This window comes from Gilliamella sp. Pra-s52 (assembly GCF_009795805.1).
Taxonomy (GTDB): Bacteria; Pseudomonadota; Gammaproteobacteria; order Enterobacterales; family Orbaceae; genus Gilliamella.
Window position 1 is genome coordinate 88,824 of record NZ_WTEY01000007.1, and the last position, 21,439, is coordinate 110,262.

Here is a 21,439-nt window from a genome sequence, read left to right on the forward strand (position 1 = left end):
TTGATTTTATTAAAGTTTTTATTTTCTAGCTTATTAAAAAACTTCAATAAAATCAATACCTTTCCTGACCTATTTTTGACTAACATTTTTGAGATTTAGTGTTCAATTTGTTGCTTAATGGTTTTGTAAAAATGATACAAAACCATTAAATCATTGATTTTATGTTATCCCTCTTTTTAAAAGAAAAGAGGGTAAATTTTGTTACGGTGTGTTTTTATTATTTTTGTTTTAAAAAATAATAGTTAGTCACTTTATTAAGAATCAAACCAATTAGCATAATAAGTAATATCAACAAGAGCAAGCTACGACCTACACGAATCAGGGTAGTGGCGTTAATATAAAACCTTATTGGCATATGGTATATAGAGGCAAAATAAAAAATCACACAAATAAAAATCATTATGGCAGATACAAAAATGCTTTTAATAAGCCGTTCTGATTGAATTTTATTAAAGGGCTTTTTAAAACAGTTTTTAGACAAAAACAGCCCAAGCAATATTGCGCTAAGATACAAAAAATCTTGAACATAACTAAGCGAAAAACCAAAAGCATCAGCAATTAACCAATATCCTTTAATCAAGATAAAACAAATAAACGTTGAAAATAAAATAAAGTGAATATTTGGGCTATTAGTTGCTGTAATTGCAAATGGCTGTTTGCTTTTTATAAAGTATCTTTTGAAGAAATTGGTTAAATAGTAACTTAATAAGCTGTATAGCAAAGGACAAAAAATTGTTGTTGAGATAACGATTATTATTACTGGAAAAATAGGTGTATCGTAGAAATAAATAATGATGCTTTGTTGAATAAATGCAGCAATTGTCGAAAAAACAATCATCATAAAAATAAAGATTATTGTATTGATTTTATTAACAATATGAATATTGGCATAATGAAGAGTAATCGACAACACCCCAAAAATCCATAATGCGTTTACTAATATATCTTGAAAGAAATAAAATGAAATATTAGAGAAGAATAACAAAAATGAGTCAAAAGAAAATTCGTAATGGTAATACACAAATGTGAAACACAGTGAAAAAAACAACTCAATAAAAAATAAACTGCACTACCTATAATGGGTAGTGTAAAGAAAGAAACGTTATTCATCCTATTTCCTTATTAGTTTTATAATTAATGATTTTTATTCTAATTGATCTTTATTCGTTTTTATTAATCAATTCGTTTAATAAAGTGCTTTATCTTAAATCCCATGGCAATCAATGCCGCAAAATAGATAACAATCCCAACCACGACCAATAAAAATAATCGTCCAATACGAGCCAACATTGAGCCTGTTGACCAGTCGGGTAATAATTGCGAACCAAACCATAATGCCGCAGACATTAAAATTACCGCTATGATGATTTTGATTAAAAATCCATACCAACCGGGTTGCGGTTGATAAAGTTGCTTTTTACGCAACTGCCAATACAATAACCCAGCATTAAAGCAGGCGGCTAAGCCAATGGATAATGATAGACCTGCGTGTTGTAGTGGGGCAATAAAAGCAAGGTTCATTAGCTGTGTTAAAATTAGCGTAATAATGGCAATTTTGACGGGCGTTTTTATGTCCTGACGTGAATAAAAGGCTGGCGCTAAAACTTTAATCAATATCAATCCAAGTAGTCCTATAGAGTAAGCAACTAATGCTCGCTGTGTCATTAAGGTGTCATTTAAGGTAAATTGTCCATATTCAAATAGTGTTGATATCAATGGTCGCGAAATAACCCCCAATGCAATCGTGCTTGGTAAGGCCAATAAAAAGCAGAGGCGTAATCCCCAATCTAATAATTCTGAATATTGCTTATGATCGCCTTTTGAAAAGCTTTTGGCTAACGATGGCAATAAAATAGTACCCAATGCCACACCCAGCACCCCCGCAGGGAATTCCATTAATCGATCGGCATAATACATCCAAGAAACCGATCCTGAAACAAGAAACGAGGCAAAAATTGTATTAATAATTAAAGATATTTGCCCAACCGATACCCCTAAAATTGCAGGCCCCATCTGTTTTAATACCCGCCAGACACCGCTATCTTTTAAACTTATACGAGGCAGTACTAACATGCCAATCTTTTTTAAATAAGGTAGTTGATAGAGTAATTGTAAAATGCCACCAACACCAACCGATACCGCCAGTGCTAATACTGGTGGGTTAAAGTAAGGCGTAAAAAAAAGTGTGAATATAATCATGCTGATATTCAGCAAAGTTGGCACAAATGCCGGTACAGAAAACCGATTCCAAGTATTTAATATTGCACCAACCAATGAGGCTAGCGATATAAAAAAGATGTAAGGAAAGGTTATGCGCAACATGGTGGTTGCTAATTCAAACTTTTCAGTTGATTCTTGCATAAACCCCGGTGCGGTGAGCATGATAACAAAAGGAGCGGTGACAACACCAATTAAGGTGACAATCGCTAATACTAAGGTTAATAAACCTGCAATATAGGCAACAAATGTGCGAGTTGCTTCGATACCTTGTTGATTTTTATATTCGGCTAAAATTGGCACAAATGCTTGCGAAAACGCCCCCTCGGCAAAAATACGCCGTAGTAAGTTAGGAAGTTTAAAAGCAACAAAAAATGCATCCGTTGCCATGCCCGCACCAAAAAAGCGCGCAATAATGGCATCACGCACAAAACCTAATACGCGCGAAACCATCGTCATTGAACTTACAGTCGCTAAAGATTTTAAAAGATTCATATCTGATTTATATACTATGTATACAACCTAAAACGGATAATGATGCATAGTCTACAAACTATTACTTTAAATCACCATGCTTTTTTAATAAACTTGGTTTTTAAAACATGCGCAATCGCTGAATGTTACCAGCCAATTTATGGCAATTTTTATAAAATTAATATGTTATTAATATCTATTTTAATAGTTGCTCAATAATATATAAAGTAAGTAAGCAGTATATTGATTAGCAATTATATTAGCGTTATTAACTTTAGTTTAAAATTATGTGAACAATCACAATATAAAAAAGTTTTAGATAAATATACGGTTAACTATAAAATAGAGTTAATGATGTTATTTACCTACACAATAAAGATATGTTAAATTAACAATCCGAATAATATTTAATCTTATTTTTTATGAACCAAAAAACAAATTCATCACCAATAAAAACAGGTGGTTTTTTAAATACTATTGAACGAATTGGAAACAAAATCCCTGATGTCACAACATTGTTTTTCTATGCTTTAGTCATTTGTTTTGTTGCCTCTTTATTACTTTCTTTTGTAAACTTTGATTACATTAATCCAGTCACGCAAAACAAACTCGTTGTCGTCAATATGTTGGCGCCTGAGAATTTAGTCACCTTTTTTACTAAGATGGTACCTAATTTTGTTACCTTTCCGCCACTTGGCATTACAATCGTTGCAACATTAGGTATTGGTATTGCTGAAAGTAGTGGTTATATTCATGTGCTGCTTAAGAAGTTATTGGCTGTTACACCTAAAAAATTAGTCACACCGTCAGTTATTTTTGTTAGTATGGTTTGTCATATTGCGGCTGATTCGGCTTATGTGATTTTAATGCCTGTATCTGCGATGATGTTTTACGCTATTGGTCGTCATCCGCTAGCAGGGATTGCTGCGTCATTTGCGGGGCTAGCTGGTGGATTTAGTTCAAGTTATACACCGTCAATTATCGATCCAATTATGCAAGGATTTACTCAAAGTTCTGCCCAAATTATCGATCCTTCTTATCAAGTTAATGTGCTTTGTAACTACTTTTTGAGTTTTGGTGGTACTTTTTTTGTTTTACTTGCTTGCTGGTTTGTTACCGATAAAATTGTCGAGCCCCGTTTAAAGGCGACCATGCCTTTAAATAATGATCTAGAATCAGACAATATTACCAATTCACCTGAAATTACACCTATTGAAAACCGTGCTTTTAAAATTGCTTCAATTGTTTTTTTAGCTATTGCGATTGGTTTAGTTTTATTATTATTACCAGAAAACTCTTTATTACGTGCTCCTGACGGAAGTATGACGAGTAATAAAGCACCTATTATGCAAATCATTGTGCCACTATTATTTGTGTTTTTTGCAATTCCAGGCTTAATTCATGGCTTTATTACTGGTACGTTTAAATCGTCCCGCGATATTGTAAAAGCAATGGAAAATATCACCAAATCGCTTATTCCATTTATTGTTTTTGCTTTCTTTTGTGCACAATTTCTTTATGTTTTTTCTCACTCACAAATTGGGACATTAATTGCTATTGGTGGGGCTGAGTTTTTAAAAGCACTGCACTTGCCTTCGGTCGTGACAATCTTTGGGGTAATAATTTTAACAAGTATGTTAAATGTGTTAATTACCTCTGCATCGTCTAAGTGGGCTATTTTAGCACCAATTTTTGTACCAATGCTGATGTCGGTTGGTATCTCACCTGAATTAACCCAAGCAGCTTATCGTATCAGCTCGGCGGTTAATGTCAGTACGCCTATGTTTGCTTTTTATCCGTTGATTATTGCTTATTGCCAACAATACTGCAAAAATACCGGAGTAGGAACATTAAGTTCGATGATGATACCTTATACCGCAGCACTACTCATTGCATTAACAATAAACTTGCTACTCTTTTGGTTCCTTGGTCTACCAATTGGTTTTGACAGCGGTTATGTCTATCCACCAGCAAGTAATTAGTACCATAAGGAGTCAAATACGATGAATATTAAAGAACAATTAGTTGAGCGTTTTTTGCGTTATGTCAGTATACCAAGCCAAAGTACTTTTGGCTGTGCTCATGTGCCTTCTACGCCCGGACAAACTGAATTAGCTAAGCAACTTCAACAAGAATTGATCGCTCTTAATCTACAAGATGTTCACCTTGATGAGCATAGCATTGTTACAGCAAAATTACCGGGCAATAATCCTAATGCGCCAAAAATTGGTTATGTTGCTCATCTTGATACTGTCGATGTTGCTTTATCAGATAAGATCAATCCTCAACGTGTTATATTTACTGGGCAAGATATTCTTTTAAATAAAGAAAAGAATATTTGGTTTAAAGTTGATGAACATCCTGAACTGAATAAATATCTAAATGATGAATTGATTGTAACAGACGGTACTAGTGTACTTGGTGCAGATAATAAAGCGGCCATTGCTGTCGTAATGACCATGTTGGATCAGTTACAACAACAAAATTGTTCTCATGGTGATATCTATGTGGCTTTTGTTCCAGATGAAGAAGTCGGCTTAAATGGCGCTAAAAAACTTGATTTAAACCGTTTTAAACCTGATTTTGCTTATACTATTGATTGTTGTGAGCTGGGCGAGGTTGTGTATGAGACGTTTAATGCAGGCTCTGTCACTATTGATATTGCGGGTGTTTCTGCTCATCCAATGTCTGCTAAAAATGTGTTAATCAATCCTATTCGTGTCGCTAACGATATTATCAACTGTTTTGATAGCTTTGAAACACCAGAACATACTGAGGGTAAAGAGGGTTATTTTTGGTTTAATGATATTGTGGGTAATCAAAGCACAACAACATTAAAAATGAGTATTCGTGATTTTGATTTAGCTAAATATGAATCACGTAAAGCTTATATTCAACAAGTCGTCGATCTTATTAGTCTTAAATATCCAAGAGCTAAAATTGAATGTAAAATTAGCGATACTTATAGCAATATTGCTAATTATTTAGGTGACAATCGTCGCTGTATTGATTTAATTTATCAATCATTTGAGCTTCTTGATATTCAACCAAAAACAATCGCTATGCGTGGTGGAACAGATGGTTCTGCACTTTCAGCAAGAGGGCTTACAACACCAAATTACTTTACTGGTGCTCACAACTTCCATTCTTGCTTTGAGTTTTTACCATTATCTTCATTCCTGAAATCATTTGAAGTTACGATGAAAATTATTGAGCTTTCGGCTAAAGGTCAATAATCTTTTTGAAAGTAAGAGGGAGAAAACTCCCTCTTTTTATTTTTGGCTATAATTTATAACTTGCCGTCAACAAAAAGGCTCTTGGTGTGCCTGGCATGCTATTTGAACGCCAATATTCTTTTCCTAATAAATTAGTGAATGATAGCGTTATATCATAAGATTTTGTTTGATAACCAACCGCACTATTCCAAACAGCATATCCCGAACGTTTATGTCGATTTTTATCATCATTATACATTGAGCCTTTATAATTGATTTCTAGTTCTGTAAACCAATTTGCATAAGGCAAGTAACGGACACTAAAATAACCACTATTTTTGGCTGTATTAGGTAAATATTTTCCTTTATTAGCGGGTAATTTTTTATCTTTATGAACTTTAGCTTGTTGATAGCCAATGCCGCTATTAATATACCATTTTGGCATCAACTCACCAATAACACTTAATTCAATACCTTGACTACGATCACTTCCTCTAACCTGCCAATTATAAGGATCGTTAACTGAATCAGGTTGGTAGCGAACATTGTATAATTCAAGATCATAAACAGCAATTTGCGAAGAAAACTTATCATTTAACCAATCACTTTTGATACCAACCTCATATTGTCGTGAATATTGAGGTTTATTGTCATAGACTGTTTTTGAATCTGTAGAAAGTGTAATAAGTCCTCGTCCACCATAAGGAGAAAAATTTTTACTGTAAGAAGCATAGATGCTTTGTGACTCTAGAGGTTGCCAGATTAAACCTATTCTAGGGCTTAATGAGTGACCATCGTAAGATCGATGTTGATGTTTTAATTTATCATTTGATGCAAATTTATAATTATCGTAACGTAACCCTGTTAACATTTTCCATTGTTTTGTAAAACTGATTAAATCTTGCCAATAAATTCCTTGGGATGTCGCTTTATGGTTGGTTTTAGTATTTAATTTATTATAATGTGGCTTTTTAGTGTGCCAACGGGGGTGAAATGGATCAACCAATTCGGGATAAGCACTAGTCAAAGCTAATCTTGGTTGACGTTTTTCTATGTTATATTCAATACCGACTAACATATCATGAGCAATATTTGCTGTATTAAATTTACCCATTAAGTCAATTGTATTACTATAAGTCATATTGGCGGTTTCTTGCCAAGCACGTCGGAATTGCAATTTTCCTTGATAATTGCATACTTTACCATTGCTAAGTTTACCATTTGAATCACAATAGCTACCAGCATAAATATGATCAAAGTTTTGAGTAGCTTTACGATACAAATTGGTTAGTTTAATTGACCAGTCATAATTAAATTCAAATCCCATGACCGAACGTAATGATTTAAACTTATCTTTTACATAGTCATCTGGATGAGCATATGCCGTTTTTAATGATACACCTTTAGGTAGCTCATAATAAGCAGGTGCTCTATCTGGTCTACGCCACAAATTATCATGAGTATATTGTACTAACCAATTAAATCCATCCAAATTATCATAAAGTATACTTGGTGAAATCATTGTATCTCTTTGTTTAATTCCTTTGCGAAAACTACGATCCGATTGGTGATCAATCGTCATACGCATCGCAAGTTTATCATGTAAAATATGATTGATATCAAGCATACCACCATATTTATCCCACGAACCACTTCGTAAACTTAAAGTTGTTGGTGCATCAAAATTGGCTTGTTTACTAATCATATTAATGATTCCTCCGCCAGAACCTCGCCCATAAAGCACCGATGCAGGACCTTTTAATATTTCAATGCGTTCGATATTTGCTGTGCTTTGCCTAACCTGACCACTTGCACGAACACCATCACGATAGATATCTCCAGAACTAGCAGAAAAACCACGAATTTTTATACCTTCATCACGCATATCATAGGTCGCATCGACTCCAGGTATTTTGTTGACTATTACATTAAGATCATTCTTTCCGTATATTTTTTCTTGTTCTAGATTAACAGAATTAATTGTTTGCGGAATATCTTTAATATCAAAAGATATTTTAGTTGCGGTTGATGATTTTTTTATTCGTTGATCATTATTGTCCTTAATGGTTGCAACAACCTTCATAGTTTCAATATCAGTATCATCTTTTTCTTCTTTTGCGAGAGTAACAAAAGGAACTGTACTTAATAAGCTCAATATGGTTAATTGATTAACTAATTTCATTGTTTATCCTATTGTCTTATGGGGTGTGTTATTTAATTTTATGCCACTCATATGATAATAGTTATCATTTTCATTATCAACTTATTTTATATTTTTTAACCAATTTTACTTAATGCTTTTGATACTCTATTGATAGTTTGTATTATTTATGAAAAGTCGATGCAATTAATAAAAGATGAATAAATTATGAAAAGTGAATTGAGTATAATATTTTGGTTGTTAGTGGATCGAGGATTGAGTATTTTAAAATTTAGTTTCCAACACGGCATGTTGTTTTAATTTTTCCATACAAATTTGTCGGGCACTAGCGTTTTTATCGTGTTTCTTTGCGTAGTTATAGCAATATGATTTGCTTGTGGATTATAACTAAAGAATGTAACTAGATAGTGTAACTAAATGGTGGGTCGTGAGCGATTCGAACGCTCGACCAACGGATTAAAAGTCCGCTGCTCTACCGACTGAGCTAACGACCCATTTTGAAAAAAATTACTTTGGCATTAATTAAGAATCTTTCAAGTAATTTCGGGTTGCTATAATACTTATAATCATAATGCTACGCAACCCTTTTATTGCTATTTTTATTCAACCGCTTTTTATTTATACATTTTATTTTAGTGATGCTAACTTTTTATTTGCAAGCGCAACAGCATTTTTATCCTTTGGATATTTATTTACCACTTGTTGAAAAACAGCTTTAGCATTTTTAGTATCACCTTTATCAAGTAAAATTAATCCTACTTTATAAAGACTGTTTGCTGCTTTTGGAGAAGACGGAAAATCTTTTACCACAGTTGCATAATAATATGAAGCATCATCTTTTTTGCTTTGTTTATACGAAAGTTGACCAAGCCAATAATTAACGTTGGCTCGGTAACTAGACTTTGGGTAAGCTTTTAAATATTTTTGAAATGCAGCAGTAGCTTCATTATTTTGTTTATCATCATTAACAAACTGTATAATAAAATTATAATCAGCTTTGTCATCACCTGAAGTTATCCACCCTGATAAATCTGACGAAGAAGATATTGCTGAAATCGAGTCAGAAGATGGCAATGGAGTACTATCTTGTGAGTCAGAATTAGAATTTAATGAAAATCCAGAACCATTGGACATTTGTTGTAAAATCATTTTTTGGCGTTCAATTATTTGATTAAGTTGATATTTTGTTTCTTCCAACTGACCGCGTAATGTATCTACATCTGCCTGTAAATCACTAATTTCTTGTTGATTTTGAATCAATAATTGCCCTTGAGATTGAATAGTTCGCTCTACATCAGAACTCCCTGTAGCACAACCATAACCTGTGAATAAAAGAAATAAGAACAATATGAGTATTTTTTTATGCATATTATTAAACTCGGCGTGAACTTAGAAAATAAAAACGGCTGAATAATCAGCCGTTACAAGATGCTATTAATATCCAGCATAAGTTACTACAGCACGACGATTTTTAGCATAAGCAGCTTCGTCATGACCTAATACCGCTGGTTTTTCTTTACCATAAGAAACAATTTCCATTTGGCTTGCAGAAGCACCATTACCTTGTAAGTATGATTTTACTGCAGCGGCACGGCGTTCACCTAATGCGATGTTATATTCTGGAGTACCGCGTTCATCAGCATGACCTTCGATAACAACTTTTATATTATTTGCACGAATAAATACAGCGTGTGCATTTAATAATGTTGTGTATTCAGATTTAACATTATATTTATCAAAATCAAAATATACAGTATTGATTTGCTCTAATTTTTGAAGTTGCTCTAAAGCTTCTTTTGACAAAGTACCGTTTAAATTACCACCTGCGTTATTACTGCTATTAGATGAACATGCAGTGACAACAATTAATGGTAAACTTATTGCAGTTACTTTAAGAAATTTAGAAAATTGCATTGTATTAACTCCTTTATTTTAATAAATTATTACTTATATCTAACCAAATTCCAAGTAATAACAGTCACTAATCTGAAAGATTAGGAATATATATTATAACGACCTGAAACTTTACACAATTTTAATAATTGCAATATTGTGTGTTTTTTAATCCACTCTTATAAATATGGCGACCATGCTGGGAATTTTACTTGCCCATCGGTTGCAGGTAAATTTGCTTTGAAATTACCATCTGTAGAAACCAGATTTAAAATTGTTCCTAATCCTTGTGATGAACTATAGATAATCATTGTACCATTTGGTGCAATACTCGGCGTTTCATCTAAAAAAGTGTCAGTTAAGCGTTGATATGTTTTTGTGTCCATATCGTATCGAGTAATATGCTGCTCACCATTATTAGTTGATATCATAGCAATAAAAGAGCCGTCAGGTGATACGCGAGCATTCTGATTTTGTGTATTATCCCAAGTCAACCTTTCAGACGAACCATTATTGATGTTGATGCTATATAGTTGAGGACGACCTGCTTGGTCAGAAGTATAAACAATAGTTTCATTATCTGGCATCCAAGATGGTTCTGTATCATTGCTACGCCCAGAAGTAATTTGCGTGATTTTTTTATTACTTAAGTTCATCACATATAAATTTAAGCTACCGCTTTTAGATAACGCAAATGCTAATTTGCTACCATCAGGGGAAAATGCGGGTGCACCATTGTGTTGAGGGAAAGAAGCAATTGTTTGAACAGTACCACTGTCCAATGTTTTTAAAACTAATGAAGAATGCCCACCCTCAAAAGTTACATAAGCTATTTTTTTACCATCTGGTGACCATGTAGGCGACATTAAAGGTTCTTTAGAACGATGAATAGTTATTTGATCATATCCATCATAATCAGATACTCTTAATTCGTGAGAAAAAGGCCCTTTAGTTGTTTTAACAACATAAGCAATTCGAGTTCTAAATGCTCCTTTGATACCTGTTAGGGATTCAAAAATTTCATCACTAGCAGTATGAGCAGCATAACGAACCCAACGTTTTTCAATAGAAAATTGGTCTTGAGCCAAAACAGTACCTGGACGGTTAACTGTATCTACTAATTGATAATTTATAAGGTATTTTCCTGATGCATCTGGTTGAATCGTTCCCACTACAACCGCCGAAACACCAAGACTATTCCATTCTGCAGAAGTAACTTCTGAAGCTTTTGTTGGTTTTTGGGGCATCCGATTAACGTCAATAGGATTAAACTTACCGCTGTTGCGCAAGTCAGAAGCTATAATATCTTCAATGATTTGTGGAGGTTCTCCATTTCCAATCCATTTAAACGGGACAACAGCTATGGGTTTAGCTGAACTTATACCATCGGTAATAATAATTCTGACTTCCGAATTAGCTATCGTAGCAAAAAATAAAAAAAAGCAAGTTGTCAAAAAGCGAGAAGCAAATTTGATCATCTTAAATTCCTTAATAAAAACAATATACATTGAGTTAAATTAAATAAAAACCAATAAAAAGAATATAAACCTAATTAATAATTATCCCTAATCAACCCTAAATATCAAATTTCAACGGCAAGATAGCCGATATCTGGCAACAAGTCTATAGTATTTAAAATAAAAAATTTCTATAAGATATAAGATTAGTTGTTTTATTATACTACATAATTATTCTTTGTATTTGAATATACTAATCCTATTTAAATAAGGTTTAAAGAGTTTTAAAAGATATTTTTATACAAAAAAGAAATGATTTATTTAAAATTAAAATGAATATGTCTATTTTTGGCAATATTCACAATAGAAAGTGTTACGCTGTCCAATCTTTTGTGATTTTATTTCTGTACCGCAGATAAAGCATTGTTCGCCAGCCCGACCATAAACTTGTAGTTTCTGTGCAAAATATCCTGGTTTGCCATCTGATTGAAGAAAATCCTTGAGTGTTGTTCCCCCTTGCTCAATTGATTTGGTCAACACTTGTTTAATAGAGGCAATAAGCTTTCCAAATTCCTTTAATTTCAGAGAGTTGACTTTTCGATTTGGATTGATTTTTGCCATAAATAGCGATTCAGAAGCATAAATATTGCCAACCCCAACCACAATGTGGTTATCCATAATCCAACTTTTAACAGGAATTCGTCTATTTCGGGCTTTTTCAAATAAATAATCGGCAGAAAATTCATTACTTAAAGGCTCTGGACCCAAATGTTGTAACTGAGGTATTTCGTCGAGTGAATTTGCCCAAAGCCAAGAACCAAAACGCCTAGGATCGGTGTAACGTAGAATGACGCCATTTTCTAAAACTAAATCAATATGATCATGTTTTTCTGCTTTTTGTGGAGCCTGTAAAATACGTAAACTACCAGACATTCCAAGATGAATCACTATCCAATTGTTGGGTAACTGTAATAATAAATATTTTGCACGACGTTTGATATCTAAAATAACTTGCCCGTTCACATTACTTATAGCGCTATCAACAGGCCAACGTAATTTAGGCTGTCGAACAATAATTTTGTCGATAATCTGTCCCTTTAAATACGGCAAAATACCTCGGCGACTTGTTTCAACTTCTGGTAATTCAGGCATATTGTTTCACCTAGTTATTTAATAGGTCAGTAACCCAAGTTGGCGCTTGCTGAGCAGGCATTAATTGATTATTGCCAGCACATAGACTTTGAGGGTTAATTGTCCATACAGGTAAAGAGCGAACACCACTCCCATCACATTGCCACTGCCCATCACTACCAATAGGCGCCATAAATATATTTTGAGGTAATGGTAATATCAATTTTTTGGGCGGGTTATTTTGTAGATATTCACTATAAATTTTTAAGGCTCCAGTTGCTCCTGTTAATTTCATAGGAGAATGATCATCTAAACCAACCCAAATAACAGCAACATTTTTACCGTCAATTCCGGTAAACCAACTATCACGAGAGTCATTACTTGTACCAGTTTTAGCAGCTAAATTAAACGAGCCGTATTTAGCTTTTAATGAACGAGATGTTCCTGAATTAACCACTTGTTGCATAGCATAAGTTGTTAAATAAGCCGATTGTTGAGATACTGCCTGAAGCTGTTGTGGGTAGCTTTGATAAACTAACTCTCCTTTATCTGTCAATACATATCTTAAAATAGAAAGTGGAGAACGTTGACCATTATTAGCTATCGTTTGGAACATCTGCGCAGTTTCTAGCGGTGTTAATTCTAAAGCACCAAGTAATCTTGATGGTAAGTTCGGTATACGATCTGAAGGTATTCCTAACGATTGTAAAGTATTCTTTGTTGCATCAAGCCCCAATTCCATACCTAAATTAACAGTAGGGACATTAAGTGAAAGCGCTAAAGCATCCACTAACATAACACGATCGCGGAATTTACGATCATAATTTTTAGGTTCCCAGTATTTCCCACCATCAAGCTTAATAGATAACGGGTTATCATTAAGCCATGTATTAAGTTGGTAATGATCCGGCTGTCCAAGAGCGGTTAAATAAGTTGATGGCTTAGCTAATGAACCAATTGCACGCTGCATTAACCAAGCACGGTTATAACCAGGATAACGAGGTTCAGCACTACCTATAATTGAACGAATTTCCCCTGTTTCTCGACTAACAATAACCATTGCAGCTTGTAGTTCTTTATTAGTTGATTTTCGAAGATTTTCAATTTGATTGGTTACTGCCTGCTCTGCAGAAGATTGAGCAACCGGATCAAAGGTAGTAAAAATTTTCATACCTGACAAGTGATCCGCTTTGCTTCCTAATTGTTTTCTAAGCTCATTACGAACAACTTGCATAAATGCTGGTTGTGGCGAAATCACGCCCCCTTTGGGTAAAACTGATAGTGGGCGCTGACTTAATAAGTTATACAACTCATCATCAATAATACCTTGTTGCTGTGCAAGTTTTAAAACCACATTACGGCGCTCAATAACTTGTTGTGGTTGTGTCCAAGGATTATATAATGAAGCACCTTTAACCATACCTACAAGTACTGCTTGCTGATCTAATGTAAGCTCATTAACTGGACGACCAAAATAGTAAAGACTTGCTAATGGAAAGCCATGAATTTCTTCACTACCTGCTTGTCCAAAATAAACTTCGTTTAAATAAAGTTCTAAAATACGTTCTTTGCTATAGCGAGCATCCAAAATTAGTGCCATATAGGCTTCACGTATTTTACGGCTTAAACTGCGTTCGTTAGTTAAAAAAAGGTTTTTAACTGTTTGTTGAGTTAAGGTACTACCTCCTTCGGTACGACCTGTTGTTAAATTAACAAAAATAGCACGACCAATAGAATATAAACTTACGCCATGATGTTCGTAAAACCGCTTATCTTCTGTTGCTACCAATGTTTGTAACAATGAATGAGGAAATTCTTTTAATGGTACAAATAAACGCTGTTCACCATGTGGCGAGCGCATCATAGTAATTAATTTTGGATCAATTTTAAGCAATCCGAAATCGCGTCCGGTATCTAGATTGGTGATACGATCTATACGATTGTCATAAAACGTAATTTTGACACGAAATGCTTGTTCTTCTCCATCAGGAAAGGTAAAAGGACGACGATAAATTTCCACTGCATCATTACTTACAATAAATTCACCAGGACGAGTAGCTTTAGCTTCTTGTTGGCGATATTGTGCACCAATCAATATTGTAACTACATCGTTTAGGCTATATTCACTATCAGGTTCAAGATCAATAATTTGTCCGTAAATTGCTGCAGGTAATTCCCAAACATCTCCGTCGATTCGCTCTTTGATTTGTTGATCGAGATAAATACCATAAATAATAGCTACAGAGGTTAAGACAAGAAATAACTTAAATAGTAATGCTAAAAATCTTCGCCAAAGTGTAGAATTTTTATTTTTTTTAGTTTTTTTTGAAGATCGTTTTTTTGTTGTTTTAGTTGATGTGTTCAAACTGCACCTAACATTTATTATTCAATAATAATTAGCCTATAATAACACAATTTTTTAGGGATACCTTGCCCTTATTTTGGTAAAAAAGCTCAGGAAATTGCACATTTAATTATAAAAAAGTACATAAATTTAAAATGTTAACTGTGAGCTAATATTTTTAGCTTTTGATAAAAATGCTTTCTTCGACTTACCAGTTAATCCTTCCGAAATAGGTAAGCTTGCCGTTAAAGGATTAACTGGTTTATTATTAATGTGTAATTCAAAGTGCAAATGAGGCCCAGTAGAACGGCCTGTGTTTCCTGATAATCCGATTTTATCACCTTGCTTAACCTGTTGGCCTGGTTTGACTAAGATTTTATCCAAATGCATATAAGTTGTCATATATTGGCGTCCATGCCGGATAGCAATATAGTTACCCGCTGAACCACTATACTTTGCAATTACTACTTCACCATTACCAACCGATAATACAGGTGTACCACGCGATACCGCAAAATCAACACCATTATGTGGGGCTATTTGCCCTGTAACTGGGTGTAAACGGCGAGGGTTAAATCCAGAAGATACACGCGCTTTTTTTGCTAAAGGGTAACGGAAAAAACTTTGGGATAAGCTATTAGCATTGATGTCATAATATTTACCATCATCAGCTAAAATAGCATAATAATCTTTAGTTCCATTCTTAATACGAACACCTAGCAACTGACTATTGGATAAACTTTTACCATGCATTTCTCGTGTTAAAACAACTGAAAACTTATCCCCAATTTGTAATCGACGAAAATCTAAGCGCCACTGCAAAGCACGAGTTATAATAGCTATTTCATTACTTGTTAGCCCGCTTTTTCGAGCATCAGAAACAAAACTATTCTTTATTTCACCTTTTATAACAATATCTTGTGGGACTGCCTCCACTGTCTCCGAGCTTTCTACAAATTTATCTCCCGATTTTTCATAAATCCGAATGTTATTACTTGAGATTGTCCAACTAAATGTTTGCAAATTATGATTATCATCAGTTGTCCAACTAACCTGCTGACCTATTCTTAAATTTGCAAGTTGCTTAAATTTTGTCGTTAACTGATAGATATCATTTCGATTAACATTATAACGAAGTAAGATATCATGCAGGGTATCACCACGCACAATAGTATATTGTACAGAGTTATCTTTATCATCAACAATGTCATCTAATTCGTCTTTAGCGATTTCATCTTCAGGATCATCTGATGATTCAGTAACAACAACTGGCTTTCCATTTACTATCTCAACTTTTTCATCATCTGTAGCAGAGGATTGTGTATTGTTATTGACCGTAGTTTCAGCTTGAGGTGTTAAAGGAACATAAACTGTTCTATCCAAATTGAGTGGACGCCACAAAACAGAAAATAAGATAACAATAAAAAGTCCTCCCGATACTGAAAAATAGGGAAATTTAAAACTACTTTTTTCAATATCAGAGGATTTTATTTTTCTTGCCAAAATTAACCTTAACTATTTATTACTAAAACTAGTTTTTATCTAAACAATCCAACAGTTGCTTTGTTAATTTTAATAAAAATTGTGAATATGCATCTTTGGAAAGAGCAATACCCGTTCCTAATGGATTCAATTCTCCAACTCGTACATCTGTTCCATTCACTAATTTTTCAATAACAGCAGGGCTAAACTGTGGTTCTCTAAATATACATACTGCTTGGTGTTCTTTGAGCTCTTGCTGAATAGCATAAACTTTCTGAACACCTGGTTGAACTGCTGGATTTATAGTAAAACTGCCTAGTTTTTTCAATCCGAACTGAGTCTCAAAATACCCATAGGCATCATGAAACACAAAATACCCTCTATTTTGTACGGTAATTATTTTTTTTGCAATGTTTTGTTCTGTTTCTTCAAGCTTAATGATGAATTCGGCTATATTTTCATCAATCAACGCTCTTTTATTTGGATACAAGGTAATAAGTCTGTCGTGGATCGAATGTGCAATAACCTTAGCAATTTTAGGTGAAAGCCAAATATGCTCATCATATTCACCATGATGATCTTGATCAGGCGCATCATGAGCTTGAAGATCTTCATGCTCATGAGTATCATGACTAGTTCTAAGTAGTCCTTTAATTTCTGGTATCGCCATTAATTCAATTTGTTTTTCTTTATCAATACTTTTCAATATTGTTGGCATAAAATTTTCCATATCCTCACCAACCCAAATCACAAGCTCCGCTGATTTAAGCTTAACCAGATCAGACGGTTTTAAAGAATAAGTATGTGGAGATGCACCATCAGGAAGTAAAACATCTGTATCTGTAACGCCTGAAGCGATTGCTTCTACTATAAATCCTATTGGTTTTACAGACGAAATAACTTTTGCGTTAGCATAATTAGTTATACACTGAATACACACTAACAAACCCAATATTATAAAGAATAAGGAAGTTCGCCTATTATTTCGTAGAATATTTTTTTTCACACCATTATCCTATAATTTATAAATTATGATAGAATACAATTATTTTATTGTTATAATATAACATAACATATTTGTAAGCAAGGTTCTCAATAATATGACTCCACTAATTTCACTACATAAAGTTTCGGTGGAAATTAACCATCAAAAAATATTATATGATATTTCCTTAGCAATCTATCTTAATCAAATTATTACATTACTAGGACCTAATGGTGCAGGTAAATCAACCCTTGTGAAAGTTATTTTGGGGTTGATTCCATATACATCAGGAACAATAACGCGTACACCTAATTTAACGATTGGTTATGTACCACAATCAATCAATTTAAACTCAACGCTTCCTATTACCGTAGAACGCTTTATGCGCTTAAATAGGCAATTAAATAACGAAGATATTCTCAGCACATTATTAATGGTAAAAGCTGACTATTTGCTCAATAAATCGATGCATCAATTATCAGGTGGTGAATTACAACGTGTATTATTAGCACAAGCCCTGGCAAAGCGGCCTCAATTATTAATTCTTGATGAGCCGACTCAAGGAGTGGATGTTAATGGACAAGAGTTATTATATGATTTAATCGTTGATGCAAAACAAGAGTTTAATTGTGGTGTTTTAATGGTTTCTCACGATCTTCATTTAGTAATGGCAAAAACGGACGAGGTAATTTGCTTAAACCATCACATCTGTTGTTCTGGTACACCAGCTATCGTTTCTAATGCCCCAGAATTTATTTCACTTTTTGGCCAACATGGAACACCACAAATTGCTGTCTATAAACATCATCATAATCACCAACATGATTGTTGTAAAACGTCTATTAAACAATAAAAGGCGAACTATTCTGCCTAGCTATGGAAAAAATAATGATTGAATTATTATTACCGTCTTTATTAACAGGGTTATGTCTATCCTGTATAACAGGGCCTTTAGGTACTTTTGTTGTTTGGCGAAAGATGTCTTATTTTGGCGACACATTATCACACGCAGCTTTGCTGGGAATAACATTTGGTTTTTTATTAAAAATCAATTTATTTTATGCTGTCATTTTTGTGACAATTTTATTAGCTTTAGGGTTACTGTGGTTAGAAACTCAAAAACAACTTCCAATTGATACTTTATTAGGTATCTTAGCCCACAGCGCATTATCACTTGGCTTAGTAGTAATTAGCCTAATGAAAAATATTCGTATTGATTTAATTGGATACTTATTTGGTGATCTTTTATCAGTAACATATTCAGATTTTTATCAAATTACTGTTTGTGTGATATTTATTGGCGCTTTGCTATTTTGGCAATGGAATAATATTTTATTTATTACTGTGAGCGAAGAATTAGCTTTCACTCATGGTGTCAATTTAAAGCTCATAAAATTACTTTTAACACTACTATTAGCATTAACAATAGGTTTAGCAATGAAATTTGTTGGGTCATTGATTATAACATCTTTGCTTATCATCCCAGCTGCTGCTGCAAAATATTATTCAAAGAATCCTGAAGCAATGGCTTTAATCGCAATAATAATAGGTATGTTATCAGTTATTTCTGGACTAATATTTTCATTTATTTATGACACACCAACAGGACCATCAATAGTATTAAGTAATACTTGCATATTTTTTATATCATTATTTATTTCAAAGCTGATTTTAAATAAAAAGATTTGAAATTATTACAAAATCAAATCATTTATTGTGTGGTAGCTCCCATTAATTAGATGATTTAATAGTTTAATAGATATTTTCTAATATCATAATTATACTATTAAACTAGTTAATGATTGAAAATTATGTCTCTTGCAACTATTTATACTCGGGCATCTATTGGAATACAGGCTCCTTTAATAAACGTTGAAGTTCATATTAGTAATGGCTTGCCTGGCTTTGTTTTAGTTGGACTACCTGAAGCAACTGTTAAAGAAGCTAAAGATCGAGTTAGAAGTGCTATTATTAATAGCGGTTTTACTTTTCCAACTAAAAAAATAACAGTAAACTTATCTCCAGCAGATCTACCAAAAGAAGGAAGCCGTTTCGATTTACCTATAGCTATTGCTATTCTTGCCGCAACGGAACAAATTCCAACAGAAAATTTATTACATTATGAATTTTTAGGTGAATTAGCTCTGTCTGGAAATATCAGGGCAGTAAAAGGGGCTATTCCTGCTGCTATTTCTTCTAAAAAGAATAAACGTACCTTAATTATTTCAGCTGAAAACCAATCTGAAATTTCTTTGATTCACGAAAATAATACATTGGTTACTAGCAACTTATTAGAATTATGCCAATATTTATATAATCAGATTAATTTACCAAGTGTTCAATATCGTGAATATCAAGATGTTGATAATAACTTGGCCTGTCTACAAGATATAATCGGACAAGAACACGCCAAAAGAGCATTAGAAATTGCGGCAGCAGGAGGACACAATTTATTATTAATTGGCCCCCCAGGAACAGGTAAAACAATGTTAGCTACTCGTTTAACATCTTTATTACCACAATTATCAGATGAAGAAGCACTTGAAAGTGCAGCAATAACAAGTCTAGTTAGTCCAAATGGCACAATTAAGAACTGGCGTAAGAGGCCTTTTAGATCGCCACACCATAGCACATCAGCAGCAGCGCTAGTTGGCGGAGGAACAATCCCTAAACCAGGAGAGATTTCACTAGCTCATAATGGGATATTGTTTTTAGATGAATTGCCTGAGTTCAATAGAAAAGTATTAGACGCTTTAAGAGAACCAATTGAATCAGGTGAAATTATTATTTCGAGAGCCAATGCAAAAATAAAATTTCCAGCAAAGTTCCAACTAATAGCTGCTATGAATCCAAGTCCAACAGGGCATTATCAAGGGACTCATAATAGAACGACTCCACAACAAACTATTCGATATTTAAATCGATTATCAGGACCATTTCTTGACAGGTTTGATATTTCCATTGAAGTCCCATTATTACCCAAAGGAACATTAAGTCAAAAAGCAATTACAGCAGAATCAACTGAAACAATAAAACAACGAGTTCTACAAGCAAGAAATATTCAATTTAAAAGAAATAATAAACTAAATAGTCAATTAAGTGCAAAAGAAATTCAATGCCATTGTAAATTATCAAATGAAGATAGTGAATACCTAGAGCAGGCATTGATTAAATTGGGCTTATCTGCTAGAGCATGGCATCGAATATTAAAAGTATCAAGGACAATTGCGGATTTAGATAGCTCAAATAATATAGAACGAAAACATATCTCAGAAGCATTAAGTTATCGTTCTATGGATAGATTACTAATTCAATTACACAAAAATATTGGTTAACGAATTAGTCATCAGTGTCAACAAAATCATCAATTACATCAACTTGTGGTTTTCCGCCTGATAATGTATGAAAACGTTTTGGCTTATTTATTCGGGAAAGGTACTTTAACCATGTTTTTTCAAAATCGGTCGATGCCTGTTTTTTTCCTCTACAAACTGCTAAAAATGATTTTTCTTCAGCTGTAGCTGGTTTTTTTACTTCTGTATCAAGATCTCTAAAAGCACAACCATGTTTTTCTAAAATAAGTGCTTCTTTAATGGTAAAATCCCCATGACGAGAGAACCCTCTTGGATAATTTTTATTATCAAAAAATCGTTGTTGGCTCACAAAACTATCAGTCATGCTTTATCCCCTTTAGTTTTAAAATTAGTTGGCGGGAATTATAATTAACTAAGTCAATCTGTAAACAAAAATTTTTTATTTATATAAATAAAAGTAATCAAGCGAACAAAATTGAATCAAAATAGCTATTTTTTGGCAGGGGCGGAGAGTCTCGAACTCCCAACACCCGGTTTTGGAGACCGGTGCTCTACCAATTGAACTACGCCCCTAAATAAGGTGGCGGAACGGACGGGGCTCGAACCCGCGACCCCCTGCGTGACAGGCAGGTATTCTAACCAACTGAACTACCGCTCCACCGTATTTGGTGTGTTTATCTATATTTAAAAGTCTGGCGGCACCCTACTCTCACATGGGTAATACCCACACTACCATCGGCACTACGGCGTTTCACTTCTGAGTTCG

Annotated in this window: 16 protein-coding genes and 3 tRNA genes; 5 read left to right on the forward strand and 14 right to left on the reverse strand. The window is 33.8% G+C overall.

Going from position 1 to position 21,439, the window contains the following annotated elements:
- Positions 1-217: 217 nt before the first annotated feature.
- Positions 218-913 carry a hypothetical protein gene (locus GQ594_RS06960; protein ID WP_160411888.1) on the reverse strand — a complete coding sequence of 232 codons (696 nt, stop codon included), beginning with the start codon at positions 911-913 and terminating at the stop codon, positions 218-220.
- A 260-nt stretch (positions 914-1,173) separates the two neighbouring features.
- Positions 1,174-2,712 carry a murein biosynthesis integral membrane protein MurJ gene (gene murJ, locus GQ594_RS06965; RefSeq protein ID WP_160401034.1) on the reverse strand — a complete coding sequence of 513 codons (1,539 nt, stop codon included), beginning with the start codon at positions 2,710-2,712 and terminating at the stop codon, positions 1,174-1,176.
- 401 nt (positions 2,713-3,113) lie between these two features.
- On the opposite strand from murJ, the gene GQ594_RS06970 reads away from it, so the two are divergent.
- Both GQ594_RS06970 and pepT read left to right on the forward strand, forming a co-directional pair.
- Complete coding sequence (locus tag GQ594_RS06970; protein WP_160411887.1) at positions 3,114-4,673, forward strand: AbgT family transporter; 1,560 nt, start codon at positions 3,114-3,116, stop codon at positions 4,671-4,673.
- Between the two features lie 21 nt (positions 4,674-4,694).
- Positions 4,695-5,927, forward strand: coding sequence for a peptidase T (gene pepT, locus GQ594_RS06975; protein ID WP_160411886.1), 1,233 nt, complete (start codon positions 4,695-4,697; stop codon positions 5,925-5,927).
- A 46-nt stretch (positions 5,928-5,973) separates the two neighbouring features.
- On the opposite strand, the gene GQ594_RS06980 is transcribed toward pepT, so the two are convergent.
- The 9 genes from GQ594_RS06980 to znuA all read right to left on the reverse strand — a co-directional run bounded on the left by GQ594_RS06980 (position 5,974) and on the right by znuA (position 17,314).
- Positions 5,974-8,088: a TonB-dependent receptor gene (locus GQ594_RS06980; protein WP_160411885.1), complete on the reverse strand. Its 2,115-nt coding sequence runs from the start codon at positions 8,086-8,088 to the stop codon at positions 5,974-5,976.
- A 397-nt stretch (positions 8,089-8,485) separates the two neighbouring features.
- Positions 8,486-8,561, reverse strand: a tRNA-Lys gene (locus GQ594_RS06985).
- A 133-nt stretch (positions 8,562-8,694) separates the two neighbouring features.
- The gene (gene ybgF, locus GQ594_RS06990; RefSeq protein ID WP_160411884.1) at positions 8,695-9,435 is read right to left on the reverse strand and encodes a tol-pal system protein YbgF; all 741 of its coding nucleotides are present in this window, start codon (positions 9,433-9,435) and stop codon (positions 8,695-8,697) included.
- A 66-nt stretch (positions 9,436-9,501) separates the two neighbouring features.
- Positions 9,502-9,981, reverse strand: coding sequence for a peptidoglycan-associated lipoprotein Pal (gene pal, locus GQ594_RS06995; RefSeq protein ID WP_160411883.1), 480 nt, complete (start codon positions 9,979-9,981; stop codon positions 9,502-9,504).
- Between the two features lie 158 nt (positions 9,982-10,139).
- Positions 10,140-11,435: a Tol-Pal system beta propeller repeat protein TolB gene (gene tolB / locus GQ594_RS07000; protein ID WP_442903532.1), complete on the reverse strand. Its 1,296-nt coding sequence runs from the start codon at positions 11,433-11,435 to the stop codon at positions 10,140-10,142.
- A gap of 324 nt (positions 11,436-11,759) precedes the next feature.
- Positions 11,760-12,569, reverse strand: a complete 810-nt coding sequence (gene mutM, locus GQ594_RS07005; RefSeq protein ID WP_160411881.1) for a bifunctional DNA-formamidopyrimidine glycosylase/DNA-(apurinic or apyrimidinic site) lyase — start codon at positions 12,567-12,569, stop codon at positions 11,760-11,762.
- A gap of 10 nt (positions 12,570-12,579) precedes the next feature.
- Positions 12,580-14,913, reverse strand: a complete 2,334-nt coding sequence (mrcB, locus tag GQ594_RS07010) for a bifunctional glycosyl transferase/transpeptidase (RefSeq protein WP_202112504.1) — start codon at positions 14,911-14,913, stop codon at positions 12,580-12,582.
- Positions 14,914-15,042: 129 nt separating this feature from the next.
- Positions 15,043-16,395, reverse strand: a complete 1,353-nt coding sequence (gene mepM, locus GQ594_RS07015) for a murein DD-endopeptidase MepM (RefSeq protein ID WP_160411880.1) — start codon at positions 16,393-16,395, stop codon at positions 15,043-15,045.
- Positions 16,396-16,423: 28 nt separating this feature from the next.
- Complete coding sequence (gene znuA, locus GQ594_RS07020; protein ID WP_202112503.1) at positions 16,424-17,314, reverse strand: zinc ABC transporter substrate-binding protein ZnuA; 891 nt, start codon at positions 17,312-17,314, stop codon at positions 16,424-16,426.
- A 160-nt stretch (positions 17,315-17,474) separates the two neighbouring features.
- Here znuA and znuC point away from each other — a divergent pair, with 160 nt between their 5' ends.
- The 3 genes from znuC to GQ594_RS07035 all read left to right on the forward strand — a co-directional run bounded on the left by znuC (position 17,475) and on the right by GQ594_RS07035 (position 20,694).
- Positions 17,475-18,212, forward strand: coding sequence for a zinc ABC transporter ATP-binding protein ZnuC (gene znuC, locus GQ594_RS07025; protein WP_160411879.1), 738 nt, complete (start codon positions 17,475-17,477; stop codon positions 18,210-18,212).
- Between the two features lie 35 nt (positions 18,213-18,247).
- Positions 18,248-19,048: a zinc ABC transporter permease subunit ZnuB gene (znuB, locus tag GQ594_RS07030; RefSeq protein ID WP_160401025.1), complete on the forward strand. Its 801-nt coding sequence runs from the start codon at positions 18,248-18,250 to the stop codon at positions 19,046-19,048.
- 122 nt (positions 19,049-19,170) lie between these two features.
- Complete coding sequence (locus tag GQ594_RS07035; RefSeq protein WP_160411878.1) at positions 19,171-20,694, forward strand: YifB family Mg chelatase-like AAA ATPase; 1,524 nt, start codon at positions 19,171-19,173, stop codon at positions 20,692-20,694.
- A 4-nt stretch (positions 20,695-20,698) separates the two neighbouring features.
- Here GQ594_RS07035 and GQ594_RS07040 read toward each other — a convergent pair whose 3' ends face one another.
- The 3 genes from GQ594_RS07040 to GQ594_RS07050 form a co-directional block, all read right to left on the reverse strand.
- Positions 20,699-21,037: a DUF413 domain-containing protein gene (locus tag GQ594_RS07040; RefSeq protein ID WP_160401023.1), complete on the reverse strand. Its 339-nt coding sequence runs from the start codon at positions 21,035-21,037 to the stop codon at positions 20,699-20,701.
- Positions 21,038-21,170: 133 nt separating this feature from the next.
- A tRNA-Trp gene (locus GQ594_RS07045) sits at positions 21,171-21,246 on the reverse strand.
- An 8-nt stretch (positions 21,247-21,254) separates the two neighbouring features.
- A tRNA-Asp gene (locus tag GQ594_RS07050) sits at positions 21,255-21,331 on the reverse strand.
- Positions 21,332-21,439: the final 108 nt, after the last annotated feature.

Excerpts from the sequence above, each read along its gene's own strand:
- ybgF (WP_160411884.1), bottom strand. The coding sequence starts at position 9,435 with ATGCATAAAAAAATACTCATATTGTTCTTATTTCTTTTATTCACAGGT.
- GQ594_RS07040 (WP_160401023.1), bottom strand. The coding sequence starts at position 21,037 with ATGACTGATAGTTTTGTGAGCCAACAACGATTTTTTGATAATAAAAAT.
- pal (WP_160411883.1), bottom strand. The coding sequence starts at position 9,981 with ATGCAATTTTCTAAATTTCTTAAAGTAACTGCAATAAGTTTACCATTA.
- mutM (WP_160411881.1), bottom strand. The coding sequence starts at position 12,569 with ATGCCTGAATTACCAGAAGTTGAAACAAGTCGCCGAGGTATTTTGCCG.
- pepT (WP_160411886.1), top strand. The coding sequence starts at position 4,695 with ATGAATATTAAAGAACAATTAGTTGAGCGTTTTTTGCGTTATGTCAGT.
- GQ594_RS06980 (WP_160411885.1), bottom strand. The coding sequence starts at position 8,088 with ATGAAATTAGTTAATCAATTAACCATATTGAGCTTATTAAGTACAGTT.
- znuB (WP_160401025.1), top strand. The coding sequence starts at position 18,248 with ATGATTGAATTATTATTACCGTCTTTATTAACAGGGTTATGTCTATCC.
- murJ (WP_160401034.1), bottom strand. The coding sequence starts at position 2,712 with ATGAATCTTTTAAAATCTTTAGCGACTGTAAGTTCAATGACGATGGTT.
- znuC (WP_160411879.1), top strand. The coding sequence starts at position 17,475 with ATGACTCCACTAATTTCACTACATAAAGTTTCGGTGGAAATTAACCAT.
- GQ594_RS06970 (WP_160411887.1), top strand. The coding sequence starts at position 3,114 with ATGAACCAAAAAACAAATTCATCACCAATAAAAACAGGTGGTTTTTTA.
- GQ594_RS07035 (WP_160411878.1), top strand. The coding sequence starts at position 19,171 with ATGTCTCTTGCAACTATTTATACTCGGGCATCTATTGGAATACAGGCT.